The 20,402-nt window shown below is 54.7% G+C and carries 21 protein-coding genes and 1 riboswitch; of the genes, 8 read left to right on the top strand and 13 right to left on the bottom strand.

All coding sequences use genetic code 11. The features are described from left to right. Positions 1 to 1,107, top strand: a complete 1,107-nt coding sequence (locus C2U43_RS07995; protein ID WP_008784194.1) for an ABC transporter permease — start codon at positions 1 to 3, stop codon at positions 1,105 to 1,107. On the opposite strand, the gene C2U43_RS07990 is transcribed toward C2U43_RS07995, so the two are convergent. Next, the gene (locus C2U43_RS07990) at positions 1,069 to 1,479 is read right to left on the bottom strand and encodes a YbhQ family protein (RefSeq protein WP_003831542.1); all 411 of its coding nucleotides are present in this window, start codon (positions 1,477 to 1,479) and stop codon (positions 1,069 to 1,071) included. The two genes, C2U43_RS07995 and C2U43_RS07990, sit on opposite strands and share 39 nt — an antisense overlap. A gap of 131 nt (positions 1,480 to 1,610) precedes the next feature. On the opposite strand from C2U43_RS07990, the gene C2U43_RS07985 reads away from it, so the two are divergent. The 3 genes from C2U43_RS07985 to C2U43_RS07975 are packed head-to-tail and all read left to right on the top strand — an operon-like array spanning position 1,611 to position 4,572. Beyond that, positions 1,611 to 2,372, top strand: a complete 762-nt coding sequence (locus tag C2U43_RS07985) for an endonuclease/exonuclease/phosphatase family protein (RefSeq protein ID WP_057066507.1) — start codon at positions 1,611 to 1,613, stop codon at positions 2,370 to 2,372. Continuing rightward, entirely contained in the window at positions 2,369 to 3,610 is a 1,242-nt protein-coding gene (clsB, locus tag C2U43_RS07980) for a cardiolipin synthase ClsB (RefSeq protein WP_103284922.1), read from the top strand. The genes C2U43_RS07985 and clsB overlap by 4 nt, the downstream gene beginning before the upstream one ends. Next, on the top strand, positions 3,610 to 4,572 hold the full coding sequence (locus tag C2U43_RS07975) for a lysylphosphatidylglycerol synthase domain-containing protein (RefSeq protein ID WP_103284921.1): 963 nt from the start codon (positions 3,610 to 3,612) through the stop codon (positions 4,570 to 4,572). The genes clsB and C2U43_RS07975 overlap by 1 nt, the downstream gene beginning before the upstream one ends. Positions 4,573 to 4,672: 100 nt before the next feature. Here the strand turns inward: C2U43_RS07975 and C2U43_RS07970 are convergent, their stop codons facing one another. From C2U43_RS07970 to moaA, 6 genes are all read right to left on the bottom strand, one after another. Beyond that, a complete protein-coding gene (locus C2U43_RS07970; protein ID WP_103284920.1) occupies positions 4,673 to 5,377 on the bottom strand; it encodes a Bax inhibitor-1/YccA family protein in 705 nt (234 codons plus the stop codon). A gap of 41 nt (positions 5,378 to 5,418) precedes the next feature. Then, on the bottom strand, positions 5,419 to 5,871 hold the full coding sequence (gene moaE, locus C2U43_RS07965) for a molybdopterin synthase catalytic subunit MoaE (protein ID WP_008784190.1): 453 nt from the start codon (positions 5,869 to 5,871) through the stop codon (positions 5,419 to 5,421). A gap of 1 nt (position 5,872) precedes the next feature. After that, positions 5,873 to 6,118, bottom strand: a complete 246-nt coding sequence (gene moaD / locus C2U43_RS07960) for a molybdopterin synthase sulfur carrier subunit (protein ID WP_003831530.1) — start codon at positions 6,116 to 6,118, stop codon at positions 5,873 to 5,875. Next, on the bottom strand, positions 6,111 to 6,596 hold the full coding sequence (gene moaC / locus C2U43_RS07955; protein WP_003035188.1) for a cyclic pyranopterin monophosphate synthase MoaC: 486 nt from the start codon (positions 6,594 to 6,596) through the stop codon (positions 6,111 to 6,113). Before moaC ends, moaD begins: the two co-directional genes overlap by 8 nt. Positions 6,597 to 6,598: 2 nt before the next feature. Continuing rightward, entirely contained in the window at positions 6,599 to 7,111 is a 513-nt protein-coding gene (moaB, locus tag C2U43_RS07950; RefSeq protein WP_003035187.1) for a molybdenum cofactor biosynthesis protein B, read from the bottom strand. A gap of 19 nt (positions 7,112 to 7,130) precedes the next feature. Further along, complete coding sequence (gene moaA, locus C2U43_RS07945) at positions 7,131 to 8,120, bottom strand: GTP 3',8-cyclase MoaA (protein ID WP_032934386.1); 990 nt, start codon at positions 8,118 to 8,120, stop codon at positions 7,131 to 7,133. After that, positions 8,108 to 8,253, bottom strand: a riboswitch (molybdenum cofactor riboswitch). Its footprint overlaps the gene before it by 13 nt. A gap of 329 nt (positions 8,254 to 8,582) precedes the next feature. Between moaA and yvcK the strand changes: the two genes are divergently transcribed. Beyond that, positions 8,583 to 9,491, top strand: a complete 909-nt coding sequence (gene yvcK / locus C2U43_RS07935; RefSeq protein WP_003831525.1) for a uridine diphosphate-N-acetylglucosamine-binding protein YvcK — start codon at positions 8,583 to 8,585, stop codon at positions 9,489 to 9,491. Between the two features lie 292 nt (positions 9,492 to 9,783). Here the strand turns inward: yvcK and uvrB are convergent, their stop codons facing one another. Beyond that, a complete protein-coding gene (gene uvrB / locus C2U43_RS07930; protein ID WP_008784186.1) occupies positions 9,784 to 11,805 on the bottom strand; it encodes an excinuclease ABC subunit UvrB in 2,022 nt (673 codons plus the stop codon). A 768-nt stretch (positions 11,806 to 12,573) separates the two neighbouring features. Between uvrB and C2U43_RS07920 the strand changes: the two genes are divergently transcribed. Beyond that, positions 12,574 to 13,296 (top strand): ABC transporter ATP-binding protein, encoded by a 723-nt coding sequence (locus tag C2U43_RS07920; protein WP_103284918.1) that lies wholly within the window; start codon positions 12,574 to 12,576, stop codon positions 13,294 to 13,296. Here the strand turns inward: C2U43_RS07920 and bioD are convergent. The 4 genes from bioD to bioB are packed head-to-tail and all read right to left on the bottom strand — an operon-like array spanning position 13,262 to position 16,886. Continuing rightward, complete coding sequence (gene bioD / locus C2U43_RS07915) at positions 13,262 to 13,960, bottom strand: dethiobiotin synthase (protein ID WP_071445157.1); 699 nt, start codon at positions 13,958 to 13,960, stop codon at positions 13,262 to 13,264. The genes C2U43_RS07920 and bioD overlap by 35 nt on opposite strands. Next, the gene (gene bioC, locus C2U43_RS07910) at positions 13,953 to 14,708 is read right to left on the bottom strand and encodes a malonyl-ACP O-methyltransferase BioC (RefSeq protein ID WP_032942762.1); all 756 of its coding nucleotides are present in this window, start codon (positions 14,706 to 14,708) and stop codon (positions 13,953 to 13,955) included. The genes bioD and bioC overlap by 8 nt, the downstream gene beginning before the upstream one ends. Next, positions 14,692 to 15,849 carry an 8-amino-7-oxononanoate synthase gene (bioF, locus tag C2U43_RS07905; protein ID WP_103284917.1) on the bottom strand — a complete coding sequence of 386 codons (1,158 nt, stop codon included), beginning with the start codon at positions 15,847 to 15,849 and terminating at the stop codon, positions 14,692 to 14,694. The genes bioC and bioF overlap by 17 nt, the downstream gene beginning before the upstream one ends. Beyond that, on the bottom strand, positions 15,846 to 16,886 hold the full coding sequence (gene bioB, locus C2U43_RS07900) for a biotin synthase BioB (protein WP_008784180.1): 1,041 nt from the start codon (positions 16,884 to 16,886) through the stop codon (positions 15,846 to 15,848). The genes bioF and bioB overlap by 4 nt, the downstream gene beginning before the upstream one ends. 76 nt (positions 16,887 to 16,962) lie before the next feature. Here bioB and bioA point away from each other — a divergent pair, with 76 nt between their 5' ends. Both bioA and C2U43_RS07890 read left to right on the top strand, forming a co-directional pair. Then, on the top strand, positions 16,963 to 18,252 hold the full coding sequence (bioA, locus tag C2U43_RS07895) for an adenosylmethionine--8-amino-7-oxononanoate transaminase (protein ID WP_103284916.1): 1,290 nt from the start codon (positions 16,963 to 16,965) through the stop codon (positions 18,250 to 18,252). 57 nt (positions 18,253 to 18,309) lie between these two features. Continuing rightward, entirely contained in the window at positions 18,310 to 18,786 is a 477-nt protein-coding gene (locus C2U43_RS07890) for a kinase inhibitor (protein ID WP_103284915.1), read from the top strand. A 95-nt stretch (positions 18,787 to 18,881) separates the two neighbouring features. Here the strand turns inward: C2U43_RS07890 and hutH are convergent, their stop codons facing one another. Beyond that, positions 18,882 to 20,402: a histidine ammonia-lyase gene (hutH, locus tag C2U43_RS07885; RefSeq protein WP_103284914.1), complete on the bottom strand. Its 1,521-nt coding sequence runs from the start codon at positions 20,400 to 20,402 to the stop codon at positions 18,882 to 18,884.

Below are 20,402 nucleotides of genomic sequence, written 5' to 3'. Positions count from 1 at the left end.
ATGTTTCATCGCTTATGGACATTAATTCGCAAAGAGCTGCAATCGCTATTACGCGAACCGCAGACGCGAGCCATTCTGATTTTACCGGTGCTGATTCAGGTTATCCTGTTCCCGTTCGCGGCAACGCTGGAAGTGACCAACGCCACTATCGCTATCTATAACGAAGACAACGGTAAACATTCGGTTGAGCTTACCCAGCGCTTCGCCCGCGCCAGCGCCTTTACGCATGTTCTTCTGTTGAAAAGTCCGCAGGAGATCCAGCCCACCATCGACACGCAAAAAGCCCTGCTGTTGGTGCGTTTCCCGGCCAATTTTTCGCGTAATCTGGATACCTTCCAGCAGGCTCCCATGCAGATTATCCTCGACGGACGTAACTCCAACAGCGCGCAAATTGCCGCGAATTACCTGCAGCAAATCGTTAAGGAGTATCAGCAGGAGCTGATGGACGGCAAGCCGAAACCGAACAACAGCGAGCTGGTAGTACGTAACTGGTATAACCCGAATCTGGATTACAAATGGTTTGTGGTTCCGTCGCTGATCGCCATGATCACCACCATCGGCGTAATGATCGTCACCTCGCTCTCGGTTGCCCGCGAGCGCGAGCAAGGCACACTGGATCAACTGCTGGTTTCCCCGCTTACCACCTGGCAGATTTTCATCGGCAAAGCGGTGCCTGCGTTAATTGTGGCAACTTTTCAGGCCACCATTGTGCTGGCGATTGGTATCTGGGCTTATCACATTCCGTTTGCCGGTTCATTGGGGCTGTTCTATTTCACAATGGTGATTTACGGGCTGTCGCTGGTTGGCTTTGGTCTGCTGATTTCGTCACTGTGCGCCACCCAGCAGCAGGCGTTTATCGGGGTGTTTGTGTTTATGATGCCGGCGATTTTACTCTCGGGCTATGTCTCACCGGTAGAAAACATGCCGGTCTGGTTGCAGAATCTGACGTGGATAAACCCGATCCGCCATTTTACGGACATCACGAAACAGATTTACCTGAAAGATGCGAGTCTGCAGATTGTCTGGGGAAGCTTGTGGCCGCTATTAGTGATAGCGGCCACGACCGGATCAGCGGCGTATGCGATGTTTAGACGCAAGGTGATGTAGCTTTTTGTCTTTCGCCAGCAGCGAGACCACGGCGGGTCCGGCAAGGATGACCAGCCCCGCCAGTGCCAGCAAGACGTTGTTTTGCAGCACGCGTGACAGCAGCCACAGCACGATCATGGCGGCACCGAAATACCACGTCGTGGTCAACTCTTCCAGCACATCAGCCACGTCGCGCCAGCGCTGTTCGTGGTGACGTTGCAATGCAAGCATCAATAAAACGGTAACGCCGTACACGACGCACAATCCCAGGCCGACATGCACCAGTCTGCCGCTCATCCAGCCCATTACCAGCAACGCCACTACCAGTAAATGCAACACTATCTGCCAGCAACTTAGACCCGTTGCGACACGAACACGTTGTTGCCACCTCATGGCTATTCTCCTGAAGGATTTTCGACTAATTGTTCAGAGTACCGGACTTTACGGAAAATTCCGTAACACCGCATCTTTTTGTGACGACGACTACACTATTTTATTTAGGAAGTGACGCCACCGGGAGGTCCATGAGCGGATCGAGAGTTCAATTTTCATTCAATGTGCTCACCATTAATACTCACAAAGGGTTCACTGCCTTCAACCGGCGTTTTATTTTGCCTGAGCTACGGGAAGCCGTAAGAACCGTCGGCGCAGACATTGTGTGTCTGCAGGAAGTCATGGGAGCGCACGAAGCGCATTCGCTGCACATTGAGAACTGGCCGGATACCAGCCACTACGAATTTCTGGCAGACACAATGTGGAGCGACTTCGCCTACGGGCGTAACGCCGTGTACCCGCAGGGACATCACGGTAATGCGGTGTTGTCGCGGTATCCCATTGAGCATTATGAAAATCGTGATGTGTCAGTCGGCGCGAGTGAAAAGCGCGGAGTCCTTTACTGCCGCATCGTACCGCCAATGCTCTCCCTCCCCATTCATGTGATGTGTGTGCATCTCGGCCTACGTGAAGCTCACCGCCAGGCCCAGCTCTCGATGCTGGCAGACTGGGTTAACGCCCTGCCCAACGCGGAGCCCGTGGTGATTGCTGGAGATTTTAACGACTGGCGGCAAACGGCCAATCGCCCGTTGAAAGCCAAAGCTGGCCTTGACGAGATTTTTACCCGTGCCCACGGTCGCCCGGCGCGAACGTTTCCGGTGCAGTTTCCCCTACTGCGCCTGGACAGGATCTATGTGAAAAACGCGAATGCCAGTACCCCAACGACGCTTGCGCTGCGTCACTGGCGACATTTGTCCGATCATGCCCCTCTGAGTGCGGAGATTCATTTATGAAATATGGCTGGCGTGAAGGCAATCAAATTCAACTACTGGAAAACGGCGATCAATTCTACCCTGCCGTCTTTGACGCCATTGAGCAGGCACAGCAAAAAATTATCCTTGAGACTTTTATCTGGTTTGAAGATGCGGTAGGAAAACAGCTGCATGCCGCGTTGCTCGAAGCCGCCCGACGAGGAATCAAAGCAGAGGTGCTGCTGGATGGCTACGGCTCGCCGGATCTGAGCGACAGTTTTGTTGAAGAGCTGACCGTAGCCGGTGTTGTTTTCCGCTACTACGATCCGCGTCCGCGTCTTTTTGGAATGCGCACCAATCTCTTTCGCCGTATGCATCGAAAAATAGTGGTCATTGATGACCGTGTTGCCTTTGTCGGCGGCATCAATTACTCCGCTGAACATATGTCGGATTACGGCCCGGAGGCCAAGCAGGATTACGCCGTGCGCGTTGAAGGTCCAGTCGTTGCTGACATTCTGAACTTTGTACTGGAAAACCTGCCCGGGCAAAGCGCCGTACGACGCTGGTGGCGACGTCATCACCGGGCAATTGACAATCATCGACCCGGCGAAGCGCAGGCGCTGTTTGTCTGGCGCGATAACGAAGAGCATCGCGATGATATTGAACGCCATTATCTTAAAATGCTGACCCAGGCCCGACGGGAAGTGATCATTGCCAATGCCTATTTCTTTCCCGGTTATCGCCTGCTGCATGCCCTGCGTAAAGCAGCACGACGCGGCGTTCGGGTAAAACTCATTGTGCAGGGTGAACCGGATATGCCGATTGTGAAAGTGGGTGCCCGCCTGCTGTACAACTATCTGGTTAAAGGTGGCGTCCATGTCTACGAATACCGCCGTAAACCTCTGCATGGCAAAGTGGCGCTGATGGACGATCACTGGGCGACGGTGGGCTCCAGCAATCTTGATCCGCTGAGCCTGTCGCTGAATCTGGAAGCGAATCTGATTATTCATGACCGCACGTTTAACCAGACCCTGCGCGACAACCTGAACCCTATTATTGCGCAGGACTGCAAGCGGGTAGATGAATCCATGCTGCCAAAACGCACCTGGTGGAACCTGACTAAAAGCGTGTTGGCCTTCCACTTTTTACGCCACTTCCCGGCGCTGGTCGGTTGGCTTCCGGCGCATACCCCGCATCTGGCCGAGGTAGAGCCGCCCGCGCAGCCCGCTCTGGAAACTCAGGACCGTATACAAACTGAGGATGCAGGAGGGAAACCCTGATGGCAAAAAATCACCGACGCTGGCGGTTAGCGAAAAAGATCCTCACATGGTTATTTTTTATTGCGGTGATCGTGTTGCTGGTCGTTTATGCCAGCAAAGTCAACTGGCAGGAAGTGTGGACGGTAATTCGCGATTACAACCGGATCGCCCTGCTCAGCGCCGTGGGGTTGGTGATCGTCAGTTATTTACTTTACGGTTGTTATGATCTGCTCGGGCGCTACTACTGCGGGCACAAGCTGGCAAAACGCCAGGTCATGTTGGTGTCGTTTATCTGTTACGCGTTCAACCTGACGTTAAGCACCTGGGTGGGCGGTATTGGGATGCGATATCGGCTCTACTCGCGTCTCGGGTTGCCGGGGGGCACAATAACGCGGATTTTTTCGCTGAGTATTACCACTAACTGGCTGGGCTATATTCTGCTGGGCGGTTTTATATTTACCTTCGGCGTCGTCGAACTGCCCGCTCACTGGTATATCGATGAAGGCACATTGCGCATTTTAGGCATAGCGCTGCTGCTTATTATTGTTGTTTATCTGTGGTTTTGCACCTTCGCTAAACATCGTCACATCACCATCAAGGGCCAAAAGCTGGTGCTCCCCTCCTGGAAATTTGCCCTCGCGCAGATGGCGATATCCGGGACTAACTGGATGGTTATGGGGGCGATTATCTGGTTGTTGCTGGGTCAGAATATTAACTATTTCTTCGTGCTTGGCGTGCTGCTGGTGAGCAGTATTGCCGGGGTTATTGTGCATATTCCGGCAGGGATCGGCGTGCTGGAGGCGGTTTTTATGGCGCTGCTGGCGGGAGAGAATACGTCTCAGGGCACGATCATTGCTGCCCTGCTCGCGTATCGCGTGCTGTACTATTTTATTCCGCTACTGCTGGCGCTGATGTGTTATTTACTGCTGGAGAGTCGGGCGAAAAAGCTGCGGGTAAAAAACGAGAAGGCGATGGCGAAATGATGGTGCTTATAGTGCCGGATGCGGCTTAACGCCTTATCCGGCCTACTTTCGATACACAACTGTAGGCCGGATAAGCGCAGCGCCATCCGGCAACAGACAATTAACGACGATTGCCGAAAATACGCAGCAGCATCAGGAACAGGTTGATGAAGTCCAGATACAGCGTTAAGGCCCCAAGAATTGCGTATTTACGCAGATTGGAGCTGTCGTGCAGGTCGATCTGCTCACCGATATTTTTCAGCTTCTGCGTGTCATAGGCGGTCAGACCGACAAACACAATCACCCCGATATAGGTCACCGCCCACATCAGCGCTTCGCTCTTCAGCCAGAAGTTAACCAGCGAGGCCAGCACAATACCGATCAGCGCCATAAACAGCATATTGCCGAAGCCGCTCAGATCGCGCTTGGTGGTGTAGCCATACAAACTCATGATCCCGAACATCCCGCCAGTGACCACGAAGGTGCTGGCGATAGACGAGTAGGTATAGACAATAAAGATGCTTGATAGCGTCAACCCGGTTAATGCCGAATAGAGCATAAACAGCGTGGTCGCCATACCCGCGCTCAGCCTTTGCACCATGCCGGACAGAACAAACACCAGCGCCAGTTGAGCGATGATCAGGCCAAAGAAGGTGATTTTGCTGGAGAAGACAAACATCATCACCGCGGGCGTATTTGCCGCATACCAGGCGATAAACGCCGTCAGCAACAGTCCGCAGGTCATCCAGCCGTACACCTGCGCCATATACGTTTGCAGGCCGGAACGGGCCTGTACAATAGAATCGGATCGTGGGAATCGGTCCATGACAATCTCCTGAATCAGTATGAGCCTACAACAATTGTACTCTACCAGCGTTTTGCTGCTAGCTTATCACTGTCGCGGGCATCAACCCAGCGCTCACCTTCCGGCGTGGCCTCGCGCTTCCAGAACGGCGCGCGGGTTTTCAGGTAATCCATAATGAACTGCCCGGCATCAAACGCGCTGCTGCGATGCGCGCTGGTCACGCCAACAAAAACGATTTCGTCACCCGGCCACAGTTCGCCAATGCGATGAATCACCGTCACCCGCCCCAGCGGCCAGCGCGAACGCGCTTCGTCGACAATCTCCGCCAGTGCTTTTTCGGTCATTCCCGGATAGTGTTCCAGCGTTAACGCCTTAACGCTGTCACCGAGATTGTGATTGCGCACTTTACCGGTGAAAGTGACTACCGCGCCGTCTTCATCGCGCTCTGCCAGCCAGGGATACTCATCCCCGACGCTGAACGGCGCATGGCCAACAACAATTCGCGTTTCAGCCATTTTAGCCTCCGGTTACCGGCGGGAAGAAAGCGACTTCATCACCCGCGTTAAGAGGATGGTCAAAACTGACCAGCGTCTGATTCACCGCCGCCAGCAGCTTGCCGTCTTCCAGCGCCAGCGCCCAGCGATCGCTTTGCGCCGCCAGATGCTTGCGCAGCGCTTCTACCGTTGCAAACTCGGCGGCAACTTCTAACGCATCGGTGTTCACCAGTTCCCGTACCTGAGCAAAGAAAAGAACCTTAATCATGCGCATCCACCTTAAAATCACCCGATTTGCCGCCGCTTTTTGCCAGCAAACGCACCGGACCAATCACCATATCCTTTTGCACCGCTTTGCACATATCGTAGATGGTCAACGCCGCCACGGAGGCTGCCGTTAACGCTTCCATTTCAACGCCGGTTTTACCGGTCAGGCGACACAGCGTTTCAATGCGCACGCGGTTGTGCTCCGGCTCGGCGTGCAAATTGACTTCGACCTTGCTCAACATCAGTGGGTGACACAGTGGGATAAGATCCCAGGTCCGTTTGGCAGCCTGAATACCGGCAATACGCGCCGTGGCGAAAACATCACCCTTATGGTGACTGCCGTCGATGATCATCGCCAGCGTTTCGCTACGCATGGTTACAAATGCTTCTGCACGCGCCTCGCGTACGGTTTCCGCTTTGGCGGAGACATCCACCATATGCGCTTCGCCAGCGGCGTTAATATGAGTCAGTTGCGACATACTTATTTCTTCAAATGTGGGTGGAAATTACACGGACGCGTACGGGCATCAAGCTGCGGCGCAATGATATTTTCCCAGGCAGTACGACACGCTTTGGTCGAACCCGGCATGGCAAAAATAAGCGTTTTATTGGCCACCCCGGCAATCGCGCGGGATTGTAGCGTCGCGGTGCCAATCTCTTCAAACGACAGCATACGGAATACTTCGCCAAACCCTTCGACTTCTCTGTCGAACAGCGGTTGCAGCGCTTCCGGCGCCTGGTCCCCTTCGGTTAAGCCAGTGCCACCGGTAATGAGCACCACCTGTACATCGTCACTGGCAATCCAGGCAGAAACCTGGGCGCGGATGGCGTAGCGGTTCTCTTTGACAATCGCCTTATCGACAATCTGATGACCCGCTTCTTGCGCCGAGTCACGCAGATAATGGCCGGAGGTGTCATCTTCTTCGCCGCGACGGTTGGAAACAGTAAGAATAGCAATGCGTGTCGGGATAAATTCAGCGCTTACCTGACTCATGAAAAACTCCTTTTAGCGATCAGCCGCCAATGTAAGATAAGTTTTGCGTAATACCGGTATTGTTCTGATGCAGGAAATGGGTCTGCTTTTTCTCCAGCAGCGCGGCTGAAATACGTTCTTCCAGCGCCGGTTGCTGAGCATCGTCTTCCAGCAAATCACGCAGGCTTACGCCGCCTTCACCAAATAAACACAGATGAAGCTTGCCGACAGAGGAAACGCGCAGACGATTACAGGTGGCGCAGAAGTCTTTCTCATAAGGCATGATCAGACCAATTTCGCCAACATAATCAGGATGACAGAAAACCTGAGCCGGGCCGTCGCTACGCTGTCGGATCTGGTGGATCCAGCCGCGACGCAGCAGCTCATCGCGCAGTACCTGTCCGGAAATATGGTGTTTACGGAAGAGAGAGCTGCCCTCGCCCGTTTCCATCAGTTCAATAAAACGCAGTTGGATTGGTCGAGGTTGGATCCACGCCAGGAAGGTGTCCAGTTGATGATGGTTTACGTCGCGCATCAGCACGGTGTTGACTTTCACTTTTTCAAAACCGGCATCAAAGGCGGCATCAATGCCCGCCATCACCTGCTGAAACTTGTCCTGTCCGGTAATGGCGTGAAACTGACGGGCGTCGAGGCTGTCGACGCTGACGTTGAGCGCGGTCAGTCCGGCATCGCGCCAGGCGGCGGCATCGCGCGCCAGACGATAACCATTGGTGGTTACCGCAATCTGGCGAATGGCGTCGTTTTCGCGCACGGCGGCGATAATGTCAGTGAAGTCGCGACGCAGTGAAGGTTCGCCCCCCGTCAGACGCACTTTTTCCGTTCCCAGACTGGCGAACGCACGCGTGACACGGCGAATTTCATCAACGGTTAAAAAGCCGTTATTGGTGACCCCGCCGGGCTTATAGCCATCCGGCAGGCAGTAGGTGCAACGAAAGTTACACACATCGGTAATCGACAAACGTAAGTAGTAAAACTTACGTGCGAAAGCATCGGTAAGTTGAGAGCCCATGTACACCTTTCCAAATACGGGAGACGTAGTCATTTCTTCCTGCGCCCTGGTGACAAACTTTTTCAAGTCTTGTCACGGCCAAAGCACCGTATCATTTGACCCAGGTGCAGAGGCTAGAGTGTTTATACTCATCATACTTCGAGTTGCAGATGCGTTGGCTTCCGGCAACTCAAATTTTTAAGAGTACTTTGTGGTTATGCCGATACTAGCGTGTAAATGGCGTTTTTGCCATGCACACTTTCGCTGTATAAATATGTATATAGCGACATAATCGTGCAATTTCGCTACAGAATAAGCAAAAATCACAGTTTTGCATTGATATACATCATCTTGCCATCAGGTGAGTGTCGTCAGAAAGGAGTAGATCGCAGAAAAAAATTACGGCAGATGCCGACTGGATAATTGCTGAAAACACGCTATTTACGTTACTGTAGCGCCGATCAATTGATATCAGGAAAATATATGCGCACTCGCACGCTGGCAGATTTGGACCGCGTTGTCGCTCTCGGCGGAGGGCATGGATTAGGACGCGTTCTCTCCTCTCTTTCCCCATTAGGTTCCCGCCTGACGGGTATCGTCACCACCACCGATAACGGCGGGTCGACAGGTCGTATTCGTCGCTCTGAAGGAGGGATTGCCTGGGGAGACATGCGTAACTGTCTGAACCAGTTAATTACCCAACCCAGCGTTGCATCCGCTATGTTTGAGTATCGTTTTGGCGGTAATGGCGAACTTTCCGGGCATAACCTCGGAAATCTGATGTTAAAGGCGCTCGATCACCTCAGCGTGCGGCCTCTGGAAGCTATCAATTTAATTCGTAGCCTGCTGAAAGTTGACGCACATTTAATTCCGATGTCGGAGCTGCCGGTGGATCTGATGGCCATTGATGACCAGGGACACGAAGTTTATGGCGAAGTGAATATCGATCAGCTCACCGTCCCACCTCAGGAACTGATGCTTTCGCCAAAAGTCCCGACTACACGGGAGGCCGTTGAGGCTATCGCTGAAGCGGATTTAATTTTGATAGGCCCCGGCAGTTTTTACACCAGCCTGATGCCGATTCTTTTACTCGATGAAATGTCACAGGCATTACGTCGCACACCGGCTCCGATGGTCTACATAGGCAATCTTGGACGCGAATTAAGCCTGCCAGCAGCCAGCCTGACGCTTAGCGATAAGCTGGCCATTATTGAACAGTATGTTGGGAAGAAAGTGATTGATGCGGTGGTTGTGGGGCCGAAAGTGGATGCTTCCGCCGTTACCGACCGCGTTGTGATCCAGGAAGTGTTGGAAGCCAGCGATATTCCCTACCGCCATGACCGCCAGCTATTGCATAGTGCGCTGGAGAAAGCGGTGCAGGCGCTGGGCTGAACGGATTTGCCTGATGCGCTTCGCTTATCAGGCCTACAAAACGAATTGCTCCGCCATCAAACAATGCCTGATGCGCTGCGCTTATCAGGCCTACAAATCGATTTGCTCCGGCATCAAACAATGCCTGATGCGCTGCGCTTATCAGGCCTACAAAACGCTCTGCTCCGGCATCAAACAATGCCTGATGCGCTGCGCTTATCAGGCCTACAAATCGATTTGCTCCGCCATCCGGCCTACGTACGCTATCTACCCCGTAGGTCGGATAAGGGTTTATCCCGCATCCGACACCGCCTTACGATGCCGCAATAAACAACTCGCGCAACTGATGCAACTGGTCACGGATTGTCGCGGCCTCTTCAAACTCGAGATTCTGCGCGTGCTGCATCATCTGCCCTTCCAGCTCGTGAATCTTCTGCTGCAGCGCTTTTGGCGTCATATCCAGTTCGACAACCTCAGACTTCGCGCCTGCGCGTGACTTCCCTTTGCCTTTCGCTTTGGTCTTCGCAATATTCTGCCCCAGCGCCAGAATATCGACCACTTTCTTGTTCAGCCCCTGCGGCGTAATACCGTGTTCTTCGTTATAGAGCTGCTGCTTTTCACGACGACGTTCGGTTTCACCAATCGCTTTAGCCATAGAGGCGGTAATTTTATCGCCGTATAGAATCGCCTTACCGTTGATGTTACGCGCCGCACGACCGATGGTCTGAATAAGCGAACGTTCAGAACGCAGGAACCCTTCTTTGTCTGCGTCCAGAATCGCCACCAGGGAGACCTCAGGCATGTCCAGACCTTCACGTAGCAGGTTGATACCCACCAGCACGTCAAACTCACCCAGACGCAGGTCACGAATGATTTCCATACGTTCCACGGTATCGATGTCAGAGTGCAGATAACGCACCCGTTCACCGTGCTCTTCAAGATACTCGGTGAGATCCTCCGCCATCCGTTTGGTGAGCGTGGTGACCAGCACACGTTCGTTAATCGCCGCACGGGTGCGGATCTCAGATAGCAGATCGTCAACCTGCGTCGCCACCGGGCGCACCTCAATGACCGGATCCAGCAGGCCGGTCGGTCTTACTACCTGATCGACCACATCATCACCGGATTTCTCCAGCTCATAGTTGCCCGGCGTCGCCGAAACGTAGATGGTTTGCGGGGCCAGCGCTTCAAACTCTTCAAATTTAAGCGGACGGTTATCCAGCGCAGACGGCAGACGGAATCCGTATTCGACCAGGGTTTCTTTACGCGCCCGGTCACCGCGATACATGCCGCCAATTTGCGGGATAGTCACGTGAGATTCATCCACCACCAGCAGGCCATCGGCAGGCAGGTAATCAAACAGCGTCGGCGGTGGCTCGCCCGGACCACGCCCGGACAGATAGCGGGAATAGTTTTCAATCCCCGAGCAGTAACCCAGCTCGTTCATCATTTCCAGATCGAACTGGGTACGCTGACTTAAGCGCTGTTCTTCCAGCAGTTTGTTATTTGCCAACAGGACTTTTCGCCGCTCTGCCAACTCAACTTTAATTTCTTCCATCGCCTGTACAATACGTTCGCGCGGCGTCACGTAGTGCGTTTTGGGATAGATGGTAAAGCGCGAAATAGTGGATTCGACCTGCCCGGTAAGCGGGTCAAACAGCGACAAACGTTCGACCTCTTCATCAAACAGTTCCACGCGCAACGCGATGTCGTCAGATTCCGCCGGGAATATGTCGATCACTTCACCGCGCACGCGGAAGGTCCCGCGCTGGAATGCCTGATCGTTGCGAGTATACTGCAGCTCCGCCAGACGACGCAGGATCGCGCGCTGGTCGATAATCATCCCCACCGTCAGGTGCAGCATCATTTTCAGGTACAGATCCGGGTCACCCAGACCATAAATCGCGGAAACCGACGCTACGACGACGACATCCCGTCGCTCAAGCAACGCTTTGGTTGCTGACAGACGCATCTGCTCAATGTGTTCGTTAACCGAAGCATCCTTCTCGATGAAGGTGTCAGAACTTGGCACGTAGGCTTCCGGCTGATAATAGTCGTAGTAGGAGACGAAATACTCCACCGCGTTATCCGGGAAGAACTCTTTCATCTCACCGTACAACTGCGCGGCAAGCGTCTTATTGGGGGCCAGCACCATGGTAGGGCGCTGTAAGTCCGCAATCACGTTCGCGATGGTGAATGTTTTCCCCGACCCCGTCACCCCCAGCAACGTCTGATGCGCCAGACCATCCTCCAGACCTTCTTCCAGGCGACGTATCGCCTCAGGCTGATCGCCAGAGGGTTTAAAAGCGGAATTTAGTTTGAACGGTTTACTCATGAGCAGCTACCTGAAGCAATGGGCGGGCAGGTGTGTAATTTTACTCGCAGCAGTATATTTTGCCAGTAAAATATACTGGATGAAAAAACAGTAACGCGCCAGAATATTTCTGTTACGCCAGCAAAATGGCCGTGACTACAGGCTAAAATTTGTCCGCAGGCAAGATAAAACACCAGCAAAAATGTGTTATCCCCAAACCAATGACTTTTTTAACATTTGTCAAGCTACCCGATGAAAGTTTTATGGCAACACATGACACTTCTGCGACAGCCATTGCATTTATCTAACACACTGTAATTTAATGACTATTATCTCAAGCCGTCTTTCGCATCAATTTAGTCGCAGGCCGCGTCTTCTCTCGCTTACCTTGTGTTTTCTAACTCTAATACACAAGGTTATCCACAGGAATAGTGGATAACTGCCTCCAGCCCGTACGGACTGTAGCCTGGCAAAAACGTCCTGATGATCTTTTCTGGTGGGATAAAAAAAAATTATCGCTATTTTTTGATATTTATCAGCTAACGAAGCGACCTGGGATGGCCGAGATCTTGCTCGCATTTTCATCATTTTCCTGCCTGCACCATCACAACGCCACCAGGCACTGACAATGTGCACACTGCGGCGCTCATCCACAACAAGCCGGATACCGCAACCCGCTCAATACGCTATTCTGCTGTATTTTCCCCTAATTCCGCTTCTGGCAAGAGATTTGCAGTTTTCTCCCGACCATCAGCCCGCAAGGCGGATATCATCATGAGGGAGAAATCTATGTTGAGTCTTCGTGCAGTGAATCACTATTACGGTAATCAACACTCGCTTTGGGATGTCGATCTCGACCTGTTGCCCGGCAAATGTACCGCCGTGCTGGGTCTTCCAGGGATGGGAAAAACCACGCTGGCCAATTGCATCATCGGCAATTTACCGATTGAGAGCGGAACCATGTTCTGGCATCAGGCTGGCGCACCACCTTGCGATCTGCTTCAGATTCCGGCGGCAAAGCGCATTGCGCTGGGTATTAACTGTGTATCACAGGAACGGCGAATTTTTTCGCAACTGACGGTAGAGGAAAATCTGCACATTGCGCGCCAGGCGGTCGAGGAAAGCGAAGCGATGAACAGCAGCGATATTTACCGCCTGTTTCCGCAGCTGTTTGTACTGCGTCAGGCCAAAGGGGTGGCATTGTCAGAGGAAAATCAGCACCTGCTTGCACTCGCCAGTGCGCTGGTCACTCGCCCGCGCCTGCTGATCCTCGATGAGCCGACGCGAGGAAGTGGCCAGGCGTATATCCACAAATTGGGGAATCTGATTGTGAGGCTAAGCCAGGAGCTTGGCATCGCCATTATGCTCGCGGAGCAGAGCCTGCCGTTTATACGTCGGGTCGCCGACTGCTATTGCTTGTTACATCGTGGACGCAACGTGGCTCAAGGACAAATAACACAATTCAGCGATCCGCTAATCAACGACTGGTGGATGCCAGAGACAAAACGCTAAGATCGATATAACGACCAGTCGATGCTCGTTCCGGCTCTTCTGCCAGCCAGGGTATTTCCCCCAGTAGCGGAGCCGCAAGCGCACGCTTTAGCGTCGCCATATATTCAGCATGACGCTTGCCAGGTGGCATCACATCATTGGCAACCCATCCGGCGAGCGTCAGCCCGGCCTGCTGCACCGCCTGGGCGGTCAAAATGGCATGGTTGATACAACCGAGCTTAACGCCAACCACCAGAATCACCGGCAGTTGTTCCGCTTTTACCCAGTCAGAAAAACTCAGCGTTGGTGAAAGTGGCGTAAACCATCCGCCTGCGCCTTCCACCAATACCCAGTCAGCTTGTTCTTCAAGCAAGCGTAAACCCGCAGACATCACTGAAGCCTGAATGGGGCGTCCTTCGTCAGCACTGATGATATGCGGTGAGGTAGGTTCGGCGAAGGTATACGGATTGATGGCCGCATAATCCACTGCCACAACGCTGTTGCGCTGTAGAGCCAGCGCATCGCTGTTTCGCAGACCTTCAGCCGTCATTTCACTGCCTGACGCCACCGGCTTATAGCCGACCGTTCGCAACCCCAGCTGTCCCGCCGCCTGAAGCAACGCACAGCTGGCGATAGTTTTACCTACTTCGGTGTCCGTCCCGGTGACAAAATACGTGTTAGTCACGTTGAATTACTCCCAAAAAAAGATGATAGGTCAGCGGATATTTACCCTGCTGACAGGGCCAGGCGAGCTGTAACTGGCGCAACTGCGAGCGGGTCAGCACACGCTGCTCACGTCCATCATGCAAATGCGTCGCGCCAATGCCCTTTAGCGAGCGCATGGCACTCAGCGCATCGTCAAACCACAGCGTGACGGCATGAGACTGGTATTCAACGTCCCAGCCGCACAGAGCGTTTTCCAGTTGCTCCACGGGCAAAAAACGGTTGGCATGCTCCCGGTCATCAACTGCTCGCCACGCCTGACGAAGTTCCGGCATCGACCCTTGCGCCAGCGTACTAAACGCCACCGCCCCTCCAGGACGCACCACCCGGTATAGCTCGCGTAACGCGCCGCGCAGGTCGTTGCACCACTGCACGGCCAGATTGCTCCAGGCCAGATCGAAAGTGGCAGCGGCCTGCGGAATGGCTTCAATATCCGCCAGCAGATAGTGATGGGCGACATCGTGACGCTGCGCTTGCGTAAGCATTTGCGCCGACAGATCCAGCGCACAGACCTCGCTCCCCTGCTCCCGCCAGTAGCGACTCATACGCCCAGGCCCACAGCCCGCATCCAAAACCCGTGAGAACGCCCGGCCATTGAGTTGCGCCAGTAACGCATCGGCGCTCTGACGCTGAAGCTCCGCATGTTGCTCATAGTGCGTAGCCGCGCGACCAAACGCAGCGGCAATCGCCTGCTTATTGACCTGCGCCATGCAGCACCTCCAGTAAGTTGTCGATATCCTGGACTTCATGCGCCTGGGTCAGCGTAATCCGCAGCCTGGCCGTCCCAACCGGCACCGTCGGTGGACGAATCGCCGTCACCCAGCACCCCTGTTGCCGTAGCGTCTGTGCCAGTTGCAAGGCTTTATGATTGTCGCCAACGATCAGCGGTTGAATAGCGCTGTCTGAATGTGCCAGCGTCAAATCCGTAGTATTCACCCCTGCGCGAAAACGCTGGATCAGCATCGCCAGCTTTTCTCTGCGCTCATCGCCTTCGCGGCTGCGGATCACCGCCAGTGCGGCGCGCAAGGCCTGAGCCTGGGCTGGCGGCATGCTGGTGCTGTAGATCAGATGACGGGCAAACTGCAGCAGATAATCGGCCACGCTATCAGAACACAGGATCGCCGCACCGCTGACACCGAACCCTTTGCCAAATGTCACCACCAACAGCTCAGGTTTCACCTGCTGTCGGGAGCACGAACCACGCCCTTCCTCACCGCTTACGCCAATCCCATGCGCATCATCCACCAGCAGCCACGCGCCCTGCCGTTTCGCTACCGCGTGGATTTCCACCAGCGGCGCGCTGTCGCCATCCATGCTGAACACGCCTTCGGTGACCACCAGCTGCTGCCCCGGACAGGGCGCTGTCAGCAGACGATCCAGATGTTGCGAGTCGTTATGGGTAAAGCGACGTAACACGGCAGGGCTAAGACTGGCAGCCTCCAGCAGCGAGGCATGGCTGAGCCTGTCGGCAACAATCTTGTCATCTTTTCCCATCAGTGCGGCAATGACCGCCTGATTGGCGGCAAAACCAGAGATGAACAACAGCGCCCGGGAAAAGCCGAGCCACTGCGCCAGGTCTTCTTCCAGAGCCTGATGAGCAACGGAATAACCGCTGACATGGCCCGAGCCGCCGCTGCCGACGCCAAAACGCTCAGCGCCCTGCTGCCACGCGCAGATAATCTGCGGATGGTGGCTTAAGCCGAGGTAGTCGTTGCTGGAGAAATTCAGATACTGGCGACCGTCGGCCTGCAGCCAGCGCCCGGCTCCCTGCGTCACTGCATAGCGCTGACGCAGGGCATCAGCACGACGACGCGCTGTTAGCGCATCGTCAATTTTTTGCTGCCAGGTCATACGGTTGCCGCGTTGTAGTAATCGTCGGTATCCGGGGTACGCAGCGCCTGCTCCAGACGTTGTTGCTGTTCGTTATCGCCCGCCAGTACCGCCGTTTGCTGCGGGTTAAGACCCAGCTTGCGAAATAACAGCAAATCCTTATCTTCGTTCGGGTTCGGGGTGGTCAGCAGTTTGCAGCCGTAGAAAATCGAGTTGGCCCCGGCCATAAAGCACATCGCCTGGGTTTGTTCGTTCATCTGCTCGCGCCCGGCAGAAAGACGCACGTATGAGGTCGGCATCATGATACGCGCCACGGCGATAGTACGAATAAAATCAAAAGCATCTACGTCGTCGTTATCGGCAAGCGGCGTGCCCTTCACTTTCACCAGCATGTTGATCGGCACACTTTCCGGCGGCGTCGGCAGATTCGCTAATTGCAGCAGCAGACCCGCGCGGTCGGTCACCGTTTCGCCCAGCCCAACAATCCCGCCGGAGCAAACTTTAATGCCCGCCTCGCGCACTTTATCCAGCGTATCCAGGCGCTCCTGGTACGAGCGGGTGGTGATGATATTGCCGTAAAATTCCGGCGAGGTGTCGAGGTTGTGGTTGTAGTAGTCCAGACCCGCATTGGCCAGGCGCTGGGCCTGAGATTCGTCCAGCGTGCCCAGCGTCATACAGGCTTCCAGCCCCAGTTCTTTCACGCCCTGAACCATTTGTTCCAGGTACGGCATATCGCGCTCATGCGGGTTCTTCCACGCCGCGCCCATGCAAAACCGCGTTGAACCGGCCTGCTTCGCCTTACGTGCCGAGTCCAGTACCTGTTCAACCTCCATCAACCGTTCTGTTTCCAGACCGGTTTTATAGCGGGAGCTTTGCGGGCAGTATTTGCAATCTTCCGGGCAAGCACCGGTCTTAATCGACAGCAGCGTACTAACTTGTACCTGCTGCGGATCGAAATGCTGACGATGAACCTGCTGCGCTTCAAACAGCAGATCCAACAGCGGTTTTTCAAATAATTCGGTGACTTGCGACATTGTCCAGCGAGAAGAATGAGCCATATTGGTATACGTTTCGTTGTTAGTTTGGTGTAGACTCGTAAACCTAAATCTTTTTAATTTGGTTTACAAGTCGATTATGACAACGGACGATCTTGCGTTTGACCAACGCCATATCTGGCACCCATACACCTCCATGACCTCCCCGTTGCCGGTTTATCCGGTGGCGCGTGCCGAAGGTTGCGAACTGATCTTAGCCAGCGGTGAGAAGCTGATTGACGGCATGTCATCCTGGTGGGCGGCAATCCACGGTTACAATCACCCGCAGCTGAACGCCGCGATGAAAACGCAGATTGATGCCATGTCGCATGTAATGTTTGGCGGCATTACCCATGCCCCGGCCATTGCGCTGTGCCGCCAGTTGGTGGCGATGACCCCAGAGGCGCTGGAGTGCGTTTTTCTCGCAGATTCAGGGTCGGTCGCCGTAGAAGTTGCAATGAAAATGGCACTGCAATACTGGCAGGCTAAAGGCGAATCCCGCCAGCGTTTCCTGACATTTCGTAATGGTTACCATGGTGATACCTTCGGCGCGATGTCGGTCTGCGATCCTGACAACTCAATGCACAGTCTGTGGAAGGGATACCTGCCGGAGAACCTGTTTGCCCCAGCCCCACAAAGCCGCATGGGCGGCGAGTGGGACGAACTGGATATGGTGCCTTTTGCCCGTCTGATGGCCGCGCATCGCCACGAAATTGCGGCAGTGATCCTAGAGCCAATCGTACAGGGCGCTGGCGGTATGCGCATGTATCATCCCGAATGGTTAAAACGCATCCGTAAGATGTGCGACCGTGAAGGGATCCTGCTGATTGCCGATGAAATCGCCACCGGATTTGGTCGTACAGGCAAGCTTTTTGCCTGCGAGCATGCCGACATCACTCCGGACATTTTATGCCTGGGCAAAGCGTTAACCGGCGGAACAATGACCCTTTCTGCAACCCTCACCACCCGCCAGGTTGCGGAAACCATCAGCAACGGTGAAGCCGGATGCTTCATGCACGGCCCGACCTTTATGGGCAATCCGTTGGCCTGCGCCGTCGCCTCCGCCAGCCTGTCGTTAATCGAAACCGACGAGTGGCGCGCGCAGGTAGCGGCCATTGAAGCGCAGTTGCGGGCAGAACTAGCCCCGGCGGCGGACTCCAGTTGGGTCGCGGACGTACGCGTGCTCGGCGCCATCGGCGTCATCGAAACCACCCATCCGGTGAATATGGCAGCGTTACAGAAGTTCTTTGTCGAACAGGGCGTGTGGATAAGACCGTTTGGCAAGCTCATCTACCTGATGCCGCCGTACATTATCCAGCCCGATCAGTTACGTCGCCTGACGCAGGCCGTGAACGAGGCTGTGCGCAATGCAACATTTTTTAGCGATTAATCAGCGGTAAGCTCTACGGTTTCTGGCTACACTTTTTGGCTAACGAGAGGAGTCAGCATGAAACTAATCAGTAACGATCTGCGCGATGGCGATAAGCTTGGGCATCGCCACGTCTTTAACGGCATGGGGTATGACGGGGATAATATTTCCCCGCATCTGGCGTGGGATGACGTACCCGCAGGAACCAAAAGCTTTGTCGTGACCTGCTTTGATCCTGATGCGCCAACCGGCTCCGGCTGGTGGCATTGGGTGGTGGTAAATCTGCCGGCTGATACCCGCGTACTCCCACAAGGATCCGGCTCCGGGCTGGTTGCACTGCCGGATGGGGTGATTCAGACCCGTACAGATTTTGGTAAAGCCGGTTATGGCGGCGCTGCGCCGCCGAAGGGTGAAACCCACCGCTATATCTTTACGGTTCACGCCCTGGATGTGGAGCGTATTGATGTCGATGAAGGTGCCAGCGGCGCGATGGTTGGATTTAACGTCCATTTCCACTCGCTCGCCAGCGCCTCGATTACGGCGATGTTTAGCTAAGCTGTGTTGTGCCGGATGTCGGCTTCACCTCATCCGGCCTACAAAGCAGACCGTGGGCCTGATAAGACGCGTCAGCGTCGACATCAGGCAATTTTCTACAGAAATTCAGGCAGCAATTGCAGCAACGTTCCTTGCGCTAACAGCTCGGTCGCGCACTCAATATCCGGGGCAAAAAAGCGATCCTGCGTGTAGTGGGCAACCTGCTCGCGCAGCGCCTGTCGCGCCTGCTCCAGCAACGGACTGGAGGTTAACCCTTCACGCAGGTCAATCCCCTGACACGCCGCCAGCCACTCCACGGCAATCACGCCGCGCGTATTTGCTGCCATCTCCCACAGTCTGCGCCCCGCCGCCGGAGCCATAGAAACATGATCTTCCTGGTTAGCGGATGTCGGCAAGCTGTCCACGCTGTGCGGATGCGCCAGCGCTTTGTTCTCGCTCGCCAGCGCGGCGGCGGTTACCTGAGCAATCATAAAGCCGGAGTTAACCCCACCGTTTTTCACCAGGAACGGCGGCAACTGCGACATATGTTTGTCCATCATCAGCGCAATGCGCCGCTCTGATAACGAGCCAATTTCCGCAATTGCCAGCGCCAGATTATCTGCCGCCATCGCCACCGGTTCAGCATGGAAGTTGCCGCCGGAAATCACATCGCCCTCTTCGGCAAACACCAGCGGGTTGTCGGAAACCGCGTTGGCTTCAACCAGCAGAACATCCATCACCTGGCGCATTTGCGTCAGACACGCCCCCATCACCTGTGGCTGACAGCGCAGAGAATACGGGTCCTGTACTTTTTCGCAGTTATGATGCGACTGCGAAAGCGCGCTGGAGTCGGTCAACACATGACGGTATAGCGTTGCGGCATCAATCTGCCCACGCTGCCCTCGCGCGGCATGAATACGGGCGTCAAACGGACGACGGGAGCCCAGCACGGCTTCTGTGGTCAGCGCCCCGCACACCGTCGCAGACGCAAACAGTTCCTGAGCTTCAATTAACCCGCGCAGTGCAAAGGCGGTGGAAACCTGAGTGCCGTTGAGCAGCGCCAGCCCCTCTTTCGCCTCCAGCGTGATCGGCTCCAGTCCGGCCTTTTTCAGCGCGTCGGTAGCCGGGAGCCATTCCCCCTGCCAGCGCGCTTTACCTTCGCCCAATAGCGTCAACGACATATGTGCCAGCGGCGCCAGGTCGCCCGATGCGCCCACCGACCCTTTCGCCGGGATCAGTGGATACACCTCGGCATTCACCAGCGCAATCAGCGCTTCAATCACGCTCAAACGAATGCCGGAAAAACCACGCGCCAGGCTGTTGATTTTCAGCACCATAATCAGGCGAACCATTGCGTCATCCAGCGCCTCGCCAACGCCTGCCGCATGGGAAAGCACCAGCGAACGCTGTAAATTCTGCAAATCTTCCGTGGCGATACGGGTCTGAGCCAACAGGCCAAAGCCGGTATTAATGCCATACGCCGTACGGCCTTCAGCGACAATATTATTGACGCAGGCGACGCTGGCGTTGATTGCATCAATCGCCCCGGCATCCAGGCTCAGTTTGACCGGCTGCTGCCAGATTTCACGTAGCTGGGTAAAACTCAGATGGCCCGGCGTGAGTGTCATGGTGTTCAT

Source organism: Citrobacter freundii complex sp. CFNIH9, from assembly GCF_002903305.1.
GTDB classification, from domain to species: Bacteria; Pseudomonadota; Gammaproteobacteria; order Enterobacterales; family Enterobacteriaceae; genus Citrobacter; species Citrobacter portucalensis.
Note: the sequence above shows the minus strand (reverse complement) of the source record. Positions and strands in the feature narration are given on the sequence as shown.